This window comes from Afipia sp. GW823-FHT06G09 (genome assembly GCF_058794875.1).
In genome coordinates this window covers 605014-620644 of sequence record NZ_JBXAHF010000002.1, presented here as the reverse complement: position 1 = coordinate 620644, position 15631 = coordinate 605014, and the positions used below count along the sequence as shown (strand labels likewise).

The 15631-nt window shown below is 62.2% G+C and carries 20 protein-coding genes; 9 read left to right on the top strand and 11 right to left on the bottom strand.

Going from position 1 to position 15631, the window contains the following annotated elements:
* Positions 1–2: 2 nt before the first annotated feature.
* Positions 3–608 carry a 3-isopropylmalate dehydratase small subunit gene (leuD, locus tag AC1Q67_RS10535; RefSeq protein ID WP_024575611.1) on the bottom strand — a complete coding sequence of 202 codons (606 nt, stop codon included), beginning with the start codon at positions 606–608 and terminating at the stop codon, positions 3–5.
* 86 nt (positions 609–694) lie between these two features.
* On the opposite strand from leuD, the gene AC1Q67_RS10530 reads away from it, so the two are divergent.
* A complete protein-coding gene (locus AC1Q67_RS10530; protein ID WP_492234169.1) occupies positions 695–949 on the top strand; it encodes a hypothetical protein in 255 nt (84 codons plus the stop codon).
* Here AC1Q67_RS10530 and AC1Q67_RS10525 read toward each other — a convergent pair.
* Positions 942–1340, bottom strand: a complete 399-nt coding sequence (locus AC1Q67_RS10525) for a metallopeptidase family protein (protein ID WP_492234170.1) — start codon at positions 1338–1340, stop codon at positions 942–944. The two genes, AC1Q67_RS10530 and AC1Q67_RS10525, sit on opposite strands and share 8 nt — an antisense overlap.
* 146 nt (positions 1341–1486) lie before the next feature.
* Here AC1Q67_RS10525 and AC1Q67_RS10520 point away from each other — a divergent pair, with 146 nt between their 5' ends.
* The gene (locus tag AC1Q67_RS10520; protein ID WP_492234171.1) at positions 1487–1798 is read left to right on the top strand and encodes a hypothetical protein; all 312 of its coding nucleotides are present in this window, start codon (positions 1487–1489) and stop codon (positions 1796–1798) included.
* Here the strand turns inward: AC1Q67_RS10520 and AC1Q67_RS10515 are convergent.
* Entirely contained in the window at positions 1783–2019 is a 237-nt protein-coding gene (locus AC1Q67_RS10515; protein WP_492234172.1) for a hypothetical protein, read from the bottom strand. The two genes, AC1Q67_RS10520 and AC1Q67_RS10515, sit on opposite strands and share 16 nt — an antisense overlap.
* A gap of 183 nt (positions 2020–2202) precedes the next feature.
* Between AC1Q67_RS10515 and AC1Q67_RS10510 the strand changes: the two genes are divergently transcribed.
* Together AC1Q67_RS10510 and AC1Q67_RS10505 are read left to right on the top strand one after the other, a co-directional pair.
* Positions 2203–2475 carry a hypothetical protein gene (locus tag AC1Q67_RS10510; protein ID WP_492234173.1) on the top strand — a complete coding sequence of 91 codons (273 nt, stop codon included), beginning with the start codon at positions 2203–2205 and terminating at the stop codon, positions 2473–2475.
* A gap of 180 nt (positions 2476–2655) precedes the next feature.
* Positions 2656–3090: a hypothetical protein gene (locus AC1Q67_RS10505; protein ID WP_492234174.1), complete on the top strand. Its 435-nt coding sequence runs from the start codon at positions 2656–2658 to the stop codon at positions 3088–3090.
* A 79-nt stretch (positions 3091–3169) separates the two neighbouring features.
* Here the strand turns inward: AC1Q67_RS10505 and leuC are convergent, their stop codons facing one another.
* Entirely contained in the window at positions 3170–4582 is a 1413-nt protein-coding gene (gene leuC / locus AC1Q67_RS10500) for a 3-isopropylmalate dehydratase large subunit (protein ID WP_492234175.1), read from the bottom strand.
* A gap of 138 nt (positions 4583–4720) precedes the next feature.
* On the opposite strand from leuC, the gene AC1Q67_RS10495 reads away from it, so the two are divergent.
* A complete protein-coding gene (locus AC1Q67_RS10495; protein ID WP_024575618.1) occupies positions 4721–5134 on the top strand; it encodes a VOC family protein in 414 nt (137 codons plus the stop codon).
* A gap of 75 nt (positions 5135–5209) precedes the next feature.
* On the opposite strand, the gene rplS is transcribed toward AC1Q67_RS10495, so the two are convergent.
* The 5 genes from rplS to ffh all read right to left on the bottom strand — a co-directional run bounded on the left by rplS (position 5210) and on the right by ffh (position 9064).
* Positions 5210–5608, bottom strand: a complete 399-nt coding sequence (rplS, locus tag AC1Q67_RS10490) for a 50S ribosomal protein L19 (RefSeq protein WP_024575619.1) — start codon at positions 5606–5608, stop codon at positions 5210–5212.
* 102 nt (positions 5609–5710) lie between these two features.
* On the bottom strand, positions 5711–6451 hold the full coding sequence (gene trmD / locus AC1Q67_RS10485; RefSeq protein WP_492234176.1) for a tRNA (guanosine(37)-N1)-methyltransferase TrmD: 741 nt from the start codon (positions 6449–6451) through the stop codon (positions 5711–5713).
* A 16-nt stretch (positions 6452–6467) separates the two neighbouring features.
* On the bottom strand, positions 6468–7001 hold the full coding sequence (gene rimM / locus AC1Q67_RS10480; protein WP_492234177.1) for a ribosome maturation factor RimM: 534 nt from the start codon (positions 6999–7001) through the stop codon (positions 6468–6470).
* Between the two features lie 170 nt (positions 7002–7171).
* Positions 7172–7504 (bottom strand): 30S ribosomal protein S16, encoded by a 333-nt coding sequence (gene rpsP / locus AC1Q67_RS10475; RefSeq protein WP_006023486.1) that lies wholly within the window; start codon positions 7502–7504, stop codon positions 7172–7174.
* Positions 7505–7549: 45 nt separating this feature from the next.
* Entirely contained in the window at positions 7550–9064 is a 1515-nt protein-coding gene (ffh, locus tag AC1Q67_RS10470; protein ID WP_492234178.1) for a signal recognition particle protein, read from the bottom strand.
* Between the two features lie 280 nt (positions 9065–9344).
* Between ffh and AC1Q67_RS10465 the strand changes: the two genes are divergently transcribed.
* Entirely contained in the window at positions 9345–10403 is a 1059-nt protein-coding gene (locus AC1Q67_RS10465) for an MBL fold metallo-hydrolase (protein WP_492234179.1), read from the top strand.
* Positions 10404–10543: 140 nt separating this feature from the next.
* Here the strand turns inward: AC1Q67_RS10465 and AC1Q67_RS10460 are convergent, their stop codons facing one another.
* Positions 10544–11245, bottom strand: coding sequence for an SIMPL domain-containing protein (locus AC1Q67_RS10460; RefSeq protein ID WP_024575624.1), 702 nt, complete (start codon positions 11243–11245; stop codon positions 10544–10546).
* Between the two features lie 34 nt (positions 11246–11279).
* Positions 11280–12098, bottom strand: coding sequence for a GyrI-like domain-containing protein (locus AC1Q67_RS10455; RefSeq protein ID WP_492234180.1), 819 nt, complete (start codon positions 12096–12098; stop codon positions 11280–11282).
* 164 nt (positions 12099–12262) lie between these two features.
* On the opposite strand from AC1Q67_RS10455, the gene dapF reads away from it, so the two are divergent.
* The 3 genes from dapF (at position 12263) to sppA (ending at position 15532) form a co-directional block, all read left to right on the top strand.
* Positions 12263–13135 (top strand): diaminopimelate epimerase, encoded by an 873-nt coding sequence (gene dapF / locus AC1Q67_RS10450; RefSeq protein WP_492234181.1) that lies wholly within the window; start codon positions 12263–12265, stop codon positions 13133–13135.
* Position 13136: 1 nt separating this feature from the next.
* Positions 13137–14396 carry a tRNA (N(6)-L-threonylcarbamoyladenosine(37)-C(2))-methylthiotransferase MtaB gene (mtaB, locus tag AC1Q67_RS10445; RefSeq protein WP_492234182.1) on the top strand — a complete coding sequence of 420 codons (1260 nt, stop codon included), beginning with the start codon at positions 13137–13139 and terminating at the stop codon, positions 14394–14396.
* Between the two features lie 155 nt (positions 14397–14551).
* A complete protein-coding gene (gene sppA, locus AC1Q67_RS10440; protein ID WP_492234183.1) occupies positions 14552–15532 on the top strand; it encodes a signal peptide peptidase SppA in 981 nt (326 codons plus the stop codon).
* Positions 15533–15631: the final 99 nt, after the last annotated feature.

Genomic DNA, 15631 nt, shown 5'->3' with positions numbered 1-15631 from the left:
GCTCACAGCCATGGGCGCTCGGCTTTTTCCTTCGCCTCAAACACGTCGATCGACTTGCCCTTTTCCATGGTCAGGCCGATGTCGTCGAGACCGTTCAGCATGCAGTGCTTGCGGAACGGATCGATCTCGAACTTGATCGTGCCGCCGTCGGGGCCGCGGATTTCCTGCTTCTCAAGATCGACCGTCAGCGTCGCATTGGAGCCGCGGTCGGCGTCGTCGAACAGCTTGTCGAGTTCGTCCTGCGAGACGCGGATCGGCAGAATGCCGTTCTTGAAGCAGTTGTTGTAGAAAATGTCGCCGAACGAGGTCGAGATGATGCAGCGGATGCCAAAATCGCCGAGCGCCCATGGCGCGTGCTCGCGGCTCGATCCGCAACCGAAGTTGTCTCCGGCCACGAGAATCTTGGCCTTGCGGTAGGACGGCTTGTTGAGCACGAAATCCGGGTTCTCGCTGCCGTCGTCCTTGTAGCGCTGCTCGGAAAACAGTCCCTTGCCGAGGCCGGTGCGCTTGATGGTCTTGAGATACTGCTTGGGAATGATCATGTCGGTATCGACATTGATGATCTTCAGCGGCGCGGCGACGCCCTCGAGGGTCGTAAACTTGTCCATGATGTTCCCGTAAACCGGCTACAGTTTGAGGTGTTCTAAATATATCATCAACGCCGTCAAGGCTATGCGCTGAGGGAGGACACATCATGAACGCCATGCGCCGATTGCTGTCCGCAGGGCTGGTTTTGGCCGTCGGCGCGGCCGTTCTGGCGATGCCGACCGCGGTCCGCGCCGAAATGTGGTGCATCCGCGATTTCGGCGCTGACCGGCCGGTGTGCGTGTTCGCCACGGCGCGGGACTGCACGTCGGCTGCTGTGATCCGGGGCGGCATCTGCGAACGCGAACGCTTGGGAAGTGCCGCCGCGGCTCAAGACCGGAAGCCTGCCTCGCACGTCAGGTAACGGTTGCCTCGATCGCTTCCATGTCGTCATCCGACAGTCCGAAATGGTGACCGATTTCGTGCACCAGAACATGCGTCACGACATGACCCAGGGTCTCGTCGTGCTCGGCCCAGTAATCGAGGATCGGACGGCGATAGAGCCAGATCATGTTCGGCATCGGAGCGATGTCGCCGCTTGACTGGAATGGCAGGCCGACGCCTTGGAACAGGCCGAGCAGATCGAATTCGCTCTCGGCCTTCATCTCCTCAAGAACGTCCTCCGACGGGAAGTCGTCGATCTGGATGATCAATCCCTCGCAGAGATCGCGAAAGTGTTTCGGCAACCGCGCGAAGGCGTCATGCGCGATGATTTCGATTTCGGCGAGGGTGGGGGATTTCGCGGTCGGCCACATCGATCCTGTTTAGAGAGCTTGGCTGCCGGGGCCAAGGGTTTCAGAGGGCGCAGAAACCTCCGATTTGCGTCTTTCATGGTGTTGACGTGTGCGCCTCAATCGGAGACGTTGCCGCTCATTGAACCGGGAATACGGGACGGCACTTCATGACGCGGGCAGGGACTTCGGCCATTTTGACCGGCCTCTTCGCAGGCCTGATTGTTCTGGCATTGCCCGGTGCGGTGCAGGCTCAATCTCAGTCGACGTCTGCTGCCGCTCACCATGGACTGACCGCCGAAGAATTTTCTGCGCAGAGCCGTGAGGTCATTCGCCGCACGCCGCGCCGTGTCCGGATTTATCGCGGCTCGAGCTATCCCGGCCCGAACTCCAAGCGCGTCTGCAATGCGCACTACGAGCAGGAATACCGTCCGAGCGGAACGGTCATCGTGCCGCGCATGAACTGCTACTGGAGCGGCTGACGTCCAGCAGGCGGCCAATTTCTCCTGAACGAGCCGATCACGCCAGCGGCGATGGTGATTGCGCATAATCCATAAACGACAATTGCCATCGCCATCTGAGTGAACGGGCTCGCCGTGCCGGGCAGTGTCCCCGGTCCCTGCGAGGCGTAAGCGTGACCGGCGGACAGCAGTGCGGCGGCACCCTGAGCGCACAGCACCCGCATCGACAAGACGTGCGACATGACGTCCTCCCTGCAAACGATTCCGTGAAAGATACGTGCTCGCCCGCTTTCGGGTTCAGGCGTTCATCAATGCGGCGCAGACATTCAGCACGCATTCACGTCACTCTTCCTAGCGTGATGCAAACGAACTTCGGACAGAAACACGCGCCGGAATTCGTTCAAGCTCACGAGGAGAGAGTGTTCATGAAGATGAATGTCAGAACGATTTTTGGTCTCGCAGCCGTCGCCGGGCTGCTCGCGGTTGCAGTACCCACGGGCGGCGCGCAGGCGTTGTCGCTGATGAATCCGGCTGCGAGTTCGTCCGCGAAACAGGCATCCGAGCCCATGGCAACGCAGGTTCACTGGCGCCGTCATCACCATCACCGCTGGCATCGCCACCATGGCTGGCGTCGCCATCACGGCTGGCATCATCAACAAGTTAAGCTTCGATCAACGATGCGGATCGACCAGAATTGATCAAATCCGCACGTCATGATCTTGCTGCAAACTCGACGTCATCCTTATTTTAGGCAGGGCCACCCGCTATGGCCCTGTCTGGTTCGCAGGGCCAACGCAGGCCATTGACGGACGGATGAACGTAAATCGGTGATGCGCGTTATCTTTAACGTGTCGAGCAACGATTGGAGGAGAACTGCAATGAGAAAGCTTGTGGGAGCCGCGGCGGTTGCTGCCGCTCTTTCAATTGCCGGCTGGATGTCGCTCGCGCCTGCGAGCGCCGCATCACCGGCCACGACGGCGTCGCGTGACGCGCGTCCGGCGGAAGCCCAGCCGACCGATGTCAGTGCGCGTCGCCGCTATTACCGGCGCTACGGTTACTACGGCCCGCGCTATTACAGGCCGTATTATCGGCCCTACTATCGCCCTTACTACCGACCGTATTACGGGTATGGCTATGGTTATCGTCCGTACTATCGCCCCTATTATTATCGGCCGGCCTATTACCGACCTTACGGTTACGGTTACGGCTACGGCTACGGCTACGGCTACGGCTATCCCTATGGTGGTTATGGTTACGGCTATGGCGGTCCCCGTTTCTATGGACCGGGCCTCAGCATCGGCTTCGGCTGGTAAGTCTGGCGCGAGCAAAACAAAACAGGCGCTCTTTCGAGCGCCTGTTTTTATTTGATCGGTCGATGTCGATGCGAATGGTTCAGGCCGAATGCCATTCGCGGATATCGACGAAGTGTCCGGCGATCGCTGCGGCTGCGGCCATCGCGGGCGACACCAGATGGGTGCGGCCCTTGAAGCCCTGACGGCCCTCGAAGTTGCGGTTCGACGTCGACGCGCAGCGTTCTTCCGGCGCCAGCTTGTCGGGATTCATCGCAAGGCACATCGAGCAGCCCGGCTCGCGCCACTCGAAGCCGGCCTTGATGAAGATCTTGTCGAGCCCTTCGGCTTCCGCCTGCTCTTTCACAAGGCCCGAACCCGGCACGATCATCGCGTTCACATTGCCATTGACGTGGTGACCGGCGACGACCTTCGCTGCCGCGCGCAGATCCTCGATGCGTCCGTTGGTGCATGAGCCGATGAAGATGCGATCAAGCTTGATGTCGGTGATCTTGGTGCCCGCCTTGAGGCCCATGTAAGCCAGCGCGCGCTCCTTCGACAGGCGCTTCGCCTCGTCTTCGATCTTCGCAGGATCAGGTACGGAGCCGGTGATGGAAATCACGTCCTCGGGCGAAGTGCCCCAGGTCACGATCGGCGGCAGCTTCGCGGCATCGAGACGAATCTCGTGATCGAAATGCGCACCCTCGTCGGTGCGCAGCGTGTTCCAGTAACGCAATCCGGCGTCCCATGCCGCGCCGGTCGGTGCCATCGGACGGCCCTTGAGGAATTCATAGGCCTTTTCATCCGGCGCAATGAGGCCGGCGCGGGCGCCGCCTTCGATCGACATGTTGCAGACCGTCATGCGGCCTTCCATCGATAGCGAACGGATCGCTTCGCCGGCGTATTCCAGCACGTAGCCTGTGCCGCCCGCGGTGCCGATCTCGCCGATGATGGCAAGGATGATATCCTTCGCGGTCACGCCGTCCGGCAATTTGCCGTCGACGGTGGCGCGCATGTTCTTGGCCTTCTTCTGGATCAGCGTCTGGGTGGCGAGCACATGCTCGACTTCCGACGTGCCGATGCCGTGCGCCAGCGCGCCGAACGCGCCGTGCGTCGAGGTGTGGCTGTCGCCGCAGACGATCGTCGTGCCGGGCAGCGTGAAGCCCTGCTCGGGACCGATCACGTGCACGATGCCCTGACGCTTGTCGTACTCGTTGAAATACTCCACGCCGAATTCGCGCGCGTTTTCGGCGAGCGTCGCGATCTGCTCGGCGCTTTCCGGATCGGGATTGGGCTTCGAGCGGTCGGTGGTCGGAACGTTGTGATCCACCACGGCCAGCGTCTTCTTCGGGGCGCGAACCTTACGGCCCGAGGTGCGCAATCCTTCAAAGGCCTGCGGCGAGGTGACTTCATGGACAAGATGGCGGTCGATGTAGAGCAGACAGGTGCCGTCGGGCTGCTCATCAACCAGATGGTCGTTCCAGATCTTGTCGTAGAGAGTGGTCGCTTTGGCCATGTTCGTCGTCCGATTTTACTGCCCGGATGGGTATTTAGGGGCCTTTGGGGCCGCCGGTAACATAGGCGGCCTTTTTACTCGCTTAACCTTCGAGGGGAAAGTATCCTGACCACATAATAGCTTACGCAGGATGGCACAATGTCTTCACGCCCGCCGGTTGCACCGTATCTGACTGTTTCACCTGCGGCCGGAGCGATCGCTTTTTACACCGCCGCCTTCGACGCCAAGCAGAAGGCGCTGATGCCGGCGATGGACGGCCTGCGCATCCTGCATTGCGAACTCGAAATCAACGGCGGCGCGCTGTTTCTGTCCGACGCGTTTCCCGAATTCGGCACTGCACGGATGCCGCTGCCGGGCGAGCCGGTGACCATGTCGGTCAGTCTCGAATTCGCAACCGCCGACGAAGTCGACGAAGTCTTCACGCGCGCCACCAAGCTCGGCGCGAAAGGCGAGGTGACACCGACCTATTCGTTCTGGGGCACGCGAACCGCGATCCTGCGCGATCCGTTCGGCCACCGCTGGATCATGAACGGTCCGCTGACGCAGAAGTAGGCGCGAGCGACCTGCCGAAAACAAAAAAGCGCGGTGAGGCACCGCGCTTTTCTTAAATCATCGAGTGTTGCGCGATTACTCGCCCGAAGCAGCCTTCAGCGATTCTTTTTCGCGGTTGTCCTGCTTCTCGACGATGCGCGCCGACTTGCCGCGCAGACCGCGCAGGTAATACAGCTTGGCGCGACGCACCTTGCCGCGGCGCACGAGCTTGATCGAGTCGATCATCGGCGAGTAGATCGGGAACACGCGCTCCACGCCTTCGCCGTAGGAAATCTTGCGGACGGTGAAGCTCTCATGGATGCCACCGCCGTTGCGGCCGATGCAGACGCCTTCATAGGCCTGCACGCGCGAACGCTCGCCTTCGACAACCTTGACGTTGACGACGACCGTGTCGCCCGGTCCGAAATCCGGAATCGTCTTTCCTGCGGAAAGCTTTTCCAGCTGCTCTTTGTCGAGCTCTTGAATGAGGTCCATCACAAAACTCCATCGGCGGCGCGCCCGGAAGGGGCTGCGCGGAAATTCGTATCCAGCATCTGCACGGATTGGCCGGTGCTATACGCCAAAGCCGTCCGGTTGTCACCCTTTTGTCGTGTCTTTTCGTATGCCGGGCGCGATGTTTTGAGTGGCCGTTTGAACGGTCTTGGCCGCCCAGAGGTCCGGGCGCCGGGCGCGGGTCAGGGCTTCGGCTTCCGCCCGCCGCCAGGCTTCGATCCGGGCATGGTCGCCCGAGACCAGCACATCCGGGATGGTTTGGCCCTCGAACTCCTGCGGGCGGGTGTATTGGGGGTACTCCAGTAGTCCATCCGAGAAACTCTCGTCCATTCCGGAGCTTAGCTTCCCCATGACGCCCGGCAGAAGCCGCACGCAGGCGTCTATCAGGGCCAGGGCTGCGATTTCGCCGCCCGAGAGCACGTAGTCCCCCAGGGAGATTTCCTCGAGCCCACGGGCCTCGATGACCCGCTGATCGATGCCTTCGAACCGCCCGCAGACGATCAAGGGGCCGGGGCTGGAGGCGAGTTCCATGACCCTTTTCTGGGTCAGAGGTATCCCGCGGGGGCTCATCAAGAGGCGCGGGCGCTCCGGGGCGATCTGTGCGGCGTCAATCGCAGTGGCCAGCACATCGGCGCGCAGCACCATGCCGGGCCCGCCCCCGGCCGGGGTATCATCTACGCTGCGATGCTTGTCTGTGGCGGCGTCGCGAATGTCGCGGGCCTCCAGTGCCCAGACGCCCGACGCAAGCGCCTTCCCCGCAAGGCTGACGCCGAGCGGGCCGGGAAACATCTCCGGAAACAGCGTGAGCACAGTGGCGCGCCACATGGTCGGGTATCTCGGTTCAGATGTCCGCGTCGGACGGAGAATCGCCTTCAATCTCTTGCGGCATCACGATCACCACATGGCCGCCGGCGAGATCCACCGTCGGCACCACTTCGTTGCTGAACGGCAGCAGCAATGTCGGCCCCTGCGGCGGCGCGATTTCGATGATGTCGCCTGCGCCAAAATTATGGATCGCGAGCACCTTACCGATCGCGGTGCCTGCCGGATCGAGCGCGCGCAGTCCGATCAGGTCGGCGTGATAGTATTCGCCTTCGTCCGTCTCGGGCAGCTTGTCGCGGGAAATATAAAGCTCAAGGCCATTGATGCGCTCGGCATCTTCGCGGGTCGTGATGCCCTTGAGCACCGCAACCAGATGATCCTTGGCAATCCGGGCGCGCACCACTTCAAACTGACGCAGGCCGTCTTTGGTCGAGAGCGGCCCGTAATCGATCACCGCCATCGGATCTTCGGTGAACGGCCACAGCCGCACCTCGCCGCGCACACCGTGCGCGGCGCCGATTCTCGCAACGCAGATTTGCGCTGCTTTTGTCATGCTAGTGTCCCGCATCCGAAGTTCGCCTCATGTGCGGCACCTTCCCCAGCGAACTTCGGATGCGAAAGGACACTAGCCAAATATAATTACAGTGTGGCTTTGGTTTACAAGTCCGCAAACGAAACGCGCTGCGCGAACGATGCGGACTTGTAAACTGCCACACTGTTTGCTTATGCCTTGGCGGCGGCTTCAGCGTTGGCCTTGCGCTCCTTGCGCGGGACGGCCTTCTCGGGGTTCTTGCGCGGCTCACGCTTCTTCACGCCGGCGGCGTCGAGGAAGCGCATCACGCGGTCTGACGGCTGCGCGCCCTTGGCAAGCCAGGCCTTGACCTTGTCCATGTCGAGCTTGAGGCGGGTCTCGTTGTCCTTCGGCAGCAGCGGGTTGAAGTGGCCGAGACGCTCGATGAAGCGGCCATCGCGCGGAAAGCGCGAGTCGGCGACGACGACGTGATAGACCGGACGCTTCTTGGTGCCTGCGCGGGCGAGGCGGATAACGACTGACATTTAGTTCTCCGTTGGTGTGTTTGAATGTTGTGAAAAATGTTTCGGCTATTTCTTCTTGCCGATCCCCGGAAATCCGCCGAGGCCCGGCAGTGTCGGTTTTCCAAGACCCGGCAGGCCCGGAAACTCTTTCGGCAGCGTCGGTGCGCCTTGCGGAATTCCTCCGGGCATCTTCGCTGCCAATTCCTTCATCGCGTCGGCTGACGGCATGCCGCCTCCGCCGAAGCCCATCGCCTGCGCCATGCCCGCGAGCGGGCCGCGCTTGCCCTGACCCATGGCCTTCATCATGTCGGCCATGTTCCGGTGCATCTTGAGCAGCTTGTTGACTTCCTCGACCTTGAGGCCCGCGCCGGCGGCAATGCGCTTCTTGCGGCTGGCTTTGAGGATCTCGGGATTTTTGCGCTCCTCGCGCGTCATGGAGTCGATCACCGCCATCTGGCGCTTCACGACCTTGTCGTCGAGGTTCGCGGCCGCGATCTGGTTCTTCATCTTGGCGATGCCGGGCATCATGCCCATCAGGCCGCCGAGACCGCCCATGGTCTGCATCTGCTGCAACTGATCGCGCAGGTCGGCAAGGTCGAACTTGCCCTTGCGCATCTTCTCGGCGACACGCGCGGCCTTCTCGGCGTCGATATGCGCCGCGGCTTTTTCAACGAGCGAGACGACGTCGCCCATGCCGAGAATGCGGCCCGCGATACGCGAGGGATGGAAATCTTCCAGCGCATCGGTTTTTTCGCCGGTACCGATCAGCTTGATCGGCTTGCCGGTGACGGCGCGCATGGAGAGCGCGGCGCCGCCGCGTCCGTCACCGTCCACGCGTGTCAGCACGATGCCGGTGAGGCCGACACGCTGATCGAACGCACGCGCGAGATTGACGGCGTCTTGGCCGGTCAGCGAGTCCGCGACCAGCAGCACTTCATGCGGCTTAGCGGCGGTTTTCACCTCCGCGGCTTCCGTCATCATCTCTTCGTCGAGGGTGGTGCGGCCCGCGGTATCGAGCAGCACGATGTCGTAGCCGCCGAGCTTGCCAGCCTGCAGCGCGCGCTGCGCGATCTGCACCGGCTTCTGACCAGTGACGATAGGAAGGGTTTCGACCGAGAGGTCGCGGCCCAGAACTGCAAGCTGTTCCTGCGCGGCCGGACGATAGACGTCGAGCGACGCCATCAGAACTTTTTTCTTGTCGCGCTGGGTCAGGCGGCGCGCCAGTTTCGCGGTGGTGGTGGTTTTGCCGGAGCCTTGCAGGCCGACCATCATGATGGCGACAGGCGCAGGCGCATTGAGATCGATCTGCTGGCCGTCGGAGCCGAGGGTCGCGACCAGTTCGTCGTGGACGATCTTCACGACCATCTGGCCGGGGGTGACCGACTTCACCACGGTGGCGCCGATCGCCTGCTCGCGCACCTTGTCGGTGAACGAGCGCACCACGTCGAGCGCGACGTCGGCCTCAAGCAGCGCGCGGCGCACTTCGCGCATGGCGGCGTCGACATCGGCCTCCGACAGCGCACCGCGCCGTGTCAGCCGATCGAGAATGCCTCCAAGCTTTTCCGACAAATTGTCGAACATCGCCGAACCGTATCCCGTTGCTCATGTCCCGTTGGGGACGTGAAATTCCAAACACGTTTACGCCCGAGGGCGCACAGCGCTGTCGGGCGTTGGCCTCCGGCATCCGGTGCCGGGCGGCGGGTCGAAAAGAACGTCTTTTCGAGAATTGCGGCGTTTAAACCGCTCAAAGCCCGAAAAGTCAAGAAAAGACCGGAAAATGCTGATTCTGGGGCATGTTGCGGATGGTCTGTGGGGAACCTAAGTGTTGCCCACACCGGCCATTTCAGGCCAATCGAGGCCCATGACCATTTCCCGCCGCCGCTTTTTTGGCCTGTTCGCAGGTGCCGCCCTCGCCGTGGGTCTGCCGTCCGTCTGGATATCCCGCATGAAAACCTATGCCGGCCCCCCGTCCGATCATTTCGACGGCACCTATTTTTTTGACCCCGATGGTTCTCCGCCGAAGAAGCTCTGGGAGGTTCTGCGCTGGCAGATCACCAAGCAGGCGGCAAAATGGCCCGAACGCGCGCCTTCGCCCTATGCCGACACGCCGCCGCAGCAGGTGACGGGCAACAAGGTGCGGTTCTCCTATGTCGGCCACGCAAGCTGGCTGATCCAGACCGCGGGCCTCAACATCCTGGTCGATCCGGTATGGTCGGAGCGCGCGTCGCCTGTGAGCTTCGCGGGACCGAAGCGCGTCAACGATCCCGGTATCGATTTCGACAAGCTGCCGACCATTGATGTGGTGCTGGTCTCGCACGGGCACTACGATCATCTCGATGCGCGAACCCTGTCGCGGCTTGCCGCGAAATTCTCACCGCGCGTCGTCACCCCGCTCGGCAACGATGTGACGATGGCGTCGAACGACCCGGCGATTCGTGCCGAAGCGTTTGACTGGAACGAGCGCGTCGAGATCGGCAACGGTGTCGCGGTCACCCTGGTGGCGACGCGTCACTGGACCGCGCGCGGGCTGTTCGATCGCAACAAGGCGCTGTGGGCGAGCTTTGTGCTGGAGACGCCGGCCGGAAAACTCTATCTCGTCGCCGATTCCGGCTATGGCACCGGCGCGCATTTCCGGCGTGTCCGCGACGCGCATGGCCCATTGCGCGCTGCGATCCTGCCGATCGGCGCCTATGAGCCGCGCTGGTTCATGCGCGAGATGCACATGAATCCTGAAGATGCAGTGAAGGCGCTGGCGGATTGCGGGGCCGAGATGGCGCTGGCGCATCATCACGGCACGTTTCAGCTGACCGACGAGGCAATCGACGCGCCGGTCAATGATCTTGCGACGGCGCTCGATACAGCAGGTGTTGCGCGCGACAGGTTTGTCGCGCTCAAGCCCGGTCAGGTGTTCGAGATATGAAGCCGGCCACTTCGCACATCTGTCATTGCCGGGCTTGACCCGGCAATCGATCTTTCAAGATTCGTTTTCAGATGGATGCCCGGGTCAAGCCCGGGCATGACAATCGTTGTCGGGGTGCGCTTCGCATTCATGCCCAGGAATTACTGCGCCTTTTGCTTGAGCTCGTAAGACACGCTCACCGAGACACGCAGCGTTTCCTGGCCCTGTGCCACCGGCGCGGATGCGGCCATGTCGGCGGCCATCTTGCGATACGGCACCGGGCCCGGCGCGGTTTCTTCAGAGATGCTGATCGGTGCGCCGAGCGAGATGTTCGCGGCCTTCGCATAGATCTCCGCCTTGCGCCGTGCATCGGCGACGGCCTCGGAGCGTGCGTCGTCCAGCAGCTTCGAGGCTTTCGACACCATGAAGCTGATGCCGCTGATCTCGTTGGCGCCGGAGCCCACCAGCACGTCGATGGTGTCGGCAACCTTGGTGATGTCGCGAATGGTGACGGTGACACGGTTGCTGGCGCGGTAACCGACGATCAGGAACGGCGCATTGGCATTGCGATTCGGCGCGCTCTGCGGCGACAGCGACAGGCGCGATGTCTGGATGTCTTTTTCGGCGATGCCGGCGGTTTTCAGCGCCTGCAGGACGACGCCCATCGCCTTGTTGTTGGCTTCGGAGGCCTCGCGCGCAGTCTTCGCTTCGGTGGTGACGCCGCTGTCGATCTGCGCCAGATCCGGCGGCACCGAGATCGAGGCTTCGCCGGTGACTGAGACGGTCGGCGGCAGGGACTGTCCGGACGCGGACGATGCCATGGTGGCGATGGCGATCGCGGCGAAAACGGTGCGGGCACGCATTTATTAAACTCCAGATTCGATTTGAGCGGCAGTTCTACTTCAGTGGGACGTAGACATTAATGATGAGGTTGTCTTCGGTCGTCGTCAGTGGATCAGTGATGTATTCTTCGATGAACGTATCCTTGGCCTCCAGCTTCTTGTCATCGAGGTGGTTGGTGATCGCCTCATAGGTGTTGTCCATGTTGTCGTATGAACCGCGATGGACGAACTTCAGTGTCGGGCCTTCGGGCGATGTGCCGATGCTCATGCCTTTGCCAAGATTCTTTGGGTCCTGTTCGACCGGAATTTCAGCCTGATAGGTGAAACCTGCGTCGTCGGTTGAGGTGTAGACGATCAGCGACGATCCGGCGGGCTTGATGCCCTGCTTGTCGAGAAAGCCCGCTAGCGTTTTCAGGGATCCGACCAGCGTTTCGAACGCGTTATCCCAGGTCGCGCTGCCTCTCAGCATCACGACCTTTTTGGCGGTCAGGCTCTGCTGCTCGCCAAACGGATCGGCGGTTTTCACACTTGGCGCGGCTGGCGTCGCGGGTGCCTCTGCCGCAGGAGCCGATGGAGTCGCGGGCGGTGTTGCCGGTGCCTGCGCGCTGGCCGGCGGGGTTTCCGCGGCCGGCGCAGACGGGGCCGCCGGGCTTGCTGTTGAAGCCGGAGGAGTGGGGGGCGTCGACGTGGCGGTCTCGGGCGCTGCGGGTGCGGCCGAAGGCGCCGGAGCCGGGGTTGCCGGGGGGGCCGCCGTGGCTGCCGTATTTGCCGGCGGCGACTGGACCGGTACCGGCCCCATCGGCAGCTTGATCCAGACCGCTGCCGCAACGACCAGCGCCAAGGCGACCAAAACGGCAACGCGGGTATTACTCATTCATGGTCTCCGAGGCGTCAGCGGGGGTAAATCTTGTCCGGCGGCGAAGCAGACACAGTTTACCACGAACCGCTCGGAACTGGCATGCGTTCCAAACTTGGCAATCGCGAGGCAGGCGCTCACTCTGGTCAAGTCGCTCTGCATTCGCCATATAGGTTGGGACAATGAGCACGCTCGCCAACCATAGCTTTGCCAAGATGAACGGCATCGGCAACGAAATCGTCGTTGTCGATCTGCGCGATTCTGCCGCAACCGTCACGCCGGATGAGGCTCGCGCGGTCGCGTCGCCCGCGGGCGTGCCCTATGATCAGCTGATGGTGCTGCATCCTCCGCGCGTTCAGGGAACCAGCGCCTTTATCCGCATTTACAACAATGACGGCTCGGAGGCCGCCGCCTGCGGCAACGGCATGCGCTGCGTCGCCCGGCAGGTGTTCGAGGAAACCGGCAAGAATGCGCTGACCTTTGAGACACGTGCGGGCCTTTTGAATTGCTGGCAGGGACCGTCGCCCGGCCTCTATACAGTCGACATGGGCGTACCGAAGTTCGGCTGGCAGGATATTCCGCTGGCCGAGGAATTCCGCGACACACGTTACATCGAATTGCAGATTGGGCCGATCGATGCGCCGATCCTGCATTCGCCGTCGGTCGTCAGCATGGGCAATCCGCACGCGATTTTCTGGGTCGACGACATCGAGGCTTACGATCTCGAACGGTTCGGCCCGCTGCTTGAAAATCACCCGATCTTTCCGGAGCGCGCCAACATCACGCTCGCCCATGTGGTCGACCGCGAGCATATCGTCATGCGCACCTGGGAGCGCGGCGCGGGTCTGACCCGGGCTTGCGGGTCGGCGGCGTGCGCAACCGCAGTGGCGGCGGCGCGGCTGAAGCGCACCGAACGTACTGTTCACATGACGCTGCCCGGCGGCGACCTCACCATCGAATGGCGTGCGCAGGACGATCATGTGCTGATGACCGGTCCCGCGGCCTTCGAGTTCGAGGGCCGCTTCGATCCGGCGCTGTTCGCCAACGTTGCATGATATGTCCGTCGATGTCGTCACTTTCGGCTGCCGGCTGAATACGTTCGAGTCGGACGTGATCCGGCGCGAAGCAGAGGCTGCGGGCCTTCAGAACACTGTCGTCGTCAACACCTGCGCCGTCACCAATGAAGCCGTCGCGCAGGCCCGCCAGACCATCCGCAAGCTGCACCGTGAACGGCCGGGGGTGCGCATCGTGGTCACGGGCTGCGCCGCTCAGACCCAGACCCAGATGTTCGCGCAGATGAGCGAAGTCGATCGCGTGCTGGGCAATGACGACAAGATGCGCAGCGCGGCATGGCGCGAGACCCGCTCGGCGTTCGAGGTGCCGGGGGACAAGATCGCCGTCTCGGACATCATGGCGGTGACCGAAATGGCGCCGCATCTCGCCGCCGGTTTCCAGAGCGGGCTGCCGCGCGTGTTTGTGCAGGTTCAGAACGGCTGCGATCATCGCTGCACCTTCTGCATTATTCCCTATGGCCGCGGCAATTCGCGCTCGGTCGCGATGGGCGCGGTGGTCGATCAGGTGCGCGCCCTGACCGAGGCGGGCCATGCCGAGATCGTGCTGACCGGCGTCGATCTCACGAGCTATGGCGCGGACCTGCCGGGTGCACCCAAACTCGGAACACTGACGAAGCAGATTCTCAAGCATGTGCCGGACTTGAAGCGGCTGCGCATCTCGTCAATCGATTCCATCGAAGCGGATCGCGATCTGCTCGACGTGATCGCAACCGACGACCGGCTGATGCCGCATCTGCATCTGTCATTGCAGGCCGGCGACGATCTCGTTCTCAAGCGCATGAAGCGGCGGCATACGCGCACCGACGCCATCGCGTTTTGCCAGCAGGTCAGGCGGTTGCGGCCGGACATCGCCTTCGGCGCGGATATCATTGCGGGTTTTCCCACCGAGACCGAGGAGATGTTCGCGCGTTCGCAGGAACTCGTCGACGAATGCGACCTGACATTCCTCCACGTGTTTCCTTATTCAAAGCGTCCCGGCACCCCGGCGGCGCGCATGCCGCAGGTCGAGGGTCGCGTGATCAAGGAGCGCGCCAAACGGTTGCGCACAACGGGTGAGGCCGCGCTGCGACGAAGGCTTGCGTCGGACGTCGGAACGACGCGCCATGTCCTGATCGAAAGCGCGACGCAGGGACGCACCGAACACTTTGTGCCGGTCGCAATCGCGGGCGGCGTGCAAGGTCATGTGACGGCGCTCAGGATCGCCGGCCATGACGGTGAGCGATTGCTTGCGCAGAATGCGTAGTTGACGTGCCGATTGTGTTGTCTTCAATTTGCGTCGCAATTGATGTAATGAAGTAACCATGCATCAAGGCTGCACTCGCAAAAGCGCGGGATAACTTTTCAGAGCAACGATCGTCACGCCCGTTGCAAAGTATCTGATGCTTGAGGAGAAAATCCATGTCGCTCGATTCCGATGTGATCGTTGATCGCCGCCGCATTCGCCGCAAGCTGACGTTCTGGCGTGTGGTGGCCGCACTTGGCGTCATTGCCGCCGTGGTTGCGGTGGCCGTGCTGGCGTCACCGGCGAGCCGCAGCGCGATAACCGGATCGGGCGCGATCGCACGTGTAAAGATCGATGGTCTGATCCGCAGCGATCAGGCGCGTGTCGAAGCGCTCGAACGGCTGGAGAAGTCATCCGCCGCCGCCGTCATCGTGCACATCAATTCGCCGGGCGGCACGACAGCCGGTTCCGAGCAGCTCTTCGATGCGCTGACGCGCCTGAAGGCAAAGAAGCCGCTGGTCGTGGTGGTGGAAGGTCTCGCGGCATCGGGTGGATACATCGCAGCCCTTGCGTCGGACCAGATCATCGCACAGCAGACGTCGCTGGTCGGCTCGATCGGCGTGCTGTTCCAGATTCCGAATGTCTCCGATCTGCTCAAGACCGTCGGCGTCAAGGTCGAAGAGGTGAAGTCGTCGCCGCTCAAGGCGGCTCCCAATGGTTATGAGCCGACCAGCCCGGAAGCGCGTGCGGCGCTCGATGCGCTGGTGAAGGATTCCTACGCCTGGTTCCGCGGTCTGGTAAAGGATCGCCGCAACATGGATGACGCAACATTGCAGACGGTGGCGGATGGCCGTGTGTTCACTGGCCGTCAGGCGGTGGGTCTCAAGCTGGTGGACCAGCTCGGCGACGAGAAGACCGCCGTTGCGTGGCTCGTTGCACAAAAGAAGGTCGGGCCGGACGTGCCGGTGAGGGACTTCAGGCTCGCCCCGCGCTTTGGCGACATGACTTTTTTGCGGGCAACCGCGTCGGTCGCTCTCGATGCAGTGGGCCTTGGAGCGATTTCACGGCGGCTTGAGCAGTCCGGCGTCACGCAGGCGGTCGATCGCTTCGGCCTCGACGGTATGCTGGCGCTTTGGCAGCCGTCATCGGCGAACTGACTGTCATGAATCCGCTTTCAGGTGTTTTTCGCCGCATTGCGGTTGCCGGTGCAACAACGAAACTGGACATTTGTCACGCGATTTAGCCATCCTCCGATT

Excerpts from the sequence above, each read along its gene's own strand:
- leuD (WP_024575611.1), bottom strand. The coding sequence starts at position 608 with ATGGACAAGTTTACGACCCTCGAGGGCGTCGCCGCGCCGCTGAAGATC.
- AC1Q67_RS10530 (WP_492234169.1), top strand. The coding sequence starts at position 695 with ATGAACGCCATGCGCCGATTGCTGTCCGCAGGGCTGGTTTTGGCCGTC.
- AC1Q67_RS10525 (WP_492234170.1), bottom strand. The coding sequence starts at position 1,340 with ATGTGGCCGACCGCGAAATCCCCCACCCTCGCCGAAATCGAAATCATC.
- AC1Q67_RS10520 (WP_492234171.1), top strand. The coding sequence starts at position 1,487 with ATGACGCGGGCAGGGACTTCGGCCATTTTGACCGGCCTCTTCGCAGGC.
- AC1Q67_RS10515 (WP_492234172.1), bottom strand. The coding sequence starts at position 2,019 with ATGTCGCACGTCTTGTCGATGCGGGTGCTGTGCGCTCAGGGTGCCGCC.
- AC1Q67_RS10510 (WP_492234173.1), top strand. The coding sequence starts at position 2,203 with ATGAAGATGAATGTCAGAACGATTTTTGGTCTCGCAGCCGTCGCCGGG.
- AC1Q67_RS10505 (WP_492234174.1), top strand. The coding sequence starts at position 2,656 with ATGAGAAAGCTTGTGGGAGCCGCGGCGGTTGCTGCCGCTCTTTCAATT.
- leuC (WP_492234175.1), bottom strand. The coding sequence starts at position 4,582 with ATGGCCAAAGCGACCACTCTCTACGACAAGATCTGGAACGACCATCTG.
- AC1Q67_RS10495 (WP_024575618.1), top strand. The coding sequence starts at position 4,721 with ATGTCTTCACGCCCGCCGGTTGCACCGTATCTGACTGTTTCACCTGCG.
- rplS (WP_024575619.1), bottom strand. The coding sequence starts at position 5,608 with ATGGACCTCATTCAAGAGCTCGACAAAGAGCAGCTGGAAAAGCTTTCC.
- trmD (WP_492234176.1), bottom strand. The coding sequence starts at position 6,451 with ATGTGGCGCGCCACTGTGCTCACGCTGTTTCCGGAGATGTTTCCCGGC.
- rimM (WP_492234177.1), bottom strand. The coding sequence starts at position 7,001 with ATGACAAAAGCAGCGCAAATCTGCGTTGCGAGAATCGGCGCCGCGCAC.
- rpsP (WP_006023486.1), bottom strand. The coding sequence starts at position 7,504 with ATGTCAGTCGTTATCCGCCTCGCCCGCGCAGGCACCAAGAAGCGTCCG.
- ffh (WP_492234178.1), bottom strand. The coding sequence starts at position 9,064 with ATGTTCGACAATTTGTCGGAAAAGCTTGGAGGCATTCTCGATCGGCTG.
- AC1Q67_RS10465 (WP_492234179.1), top strand. The coding sequence starts at position 9,345 with ATGACCATTTCCCGCCGCCGCTTTTTTGGCCTGTTCGCAGGTGCCGCC.
- AC1Q67_RS10460 (WP_024575624.1), bottom strand. The coding sequence starts at position 11,245 with ATGCGTGCCCGCACCGTTTTCGCCGCGATCGCCATCGCCACCATGGCA.
- AC1Q67_RS10455 (WP_492234180.1), bottom strand. The coding sequence starts at position 12,098 with ATGAGTAATACCCGCGTTGCCGTTTTGGTCGCCTTGGCGCTGGTCGTT.
- dapF (WP_492234181.1), top strand. The coding sequence starts at position 12,263 with ATGAGCACGCTCGCCAACCATAGCTTTGCCAAGATGAACGGCATCGGC.
- mtaB (WP_492234182.1), top strand. The coding sequence starts at position 13,137 with ATGTCCGTCGATGTCGTCACTTTCGGCTGCCGGCTGAATACGTTCGAG.
- sppA (WP_492234183.1), top strand. The coding sequence starts at position 14,552 with ATGTCGCTCGATTCCGATGTGATCGTTGATCGCCGCCGCATTCGCCGC.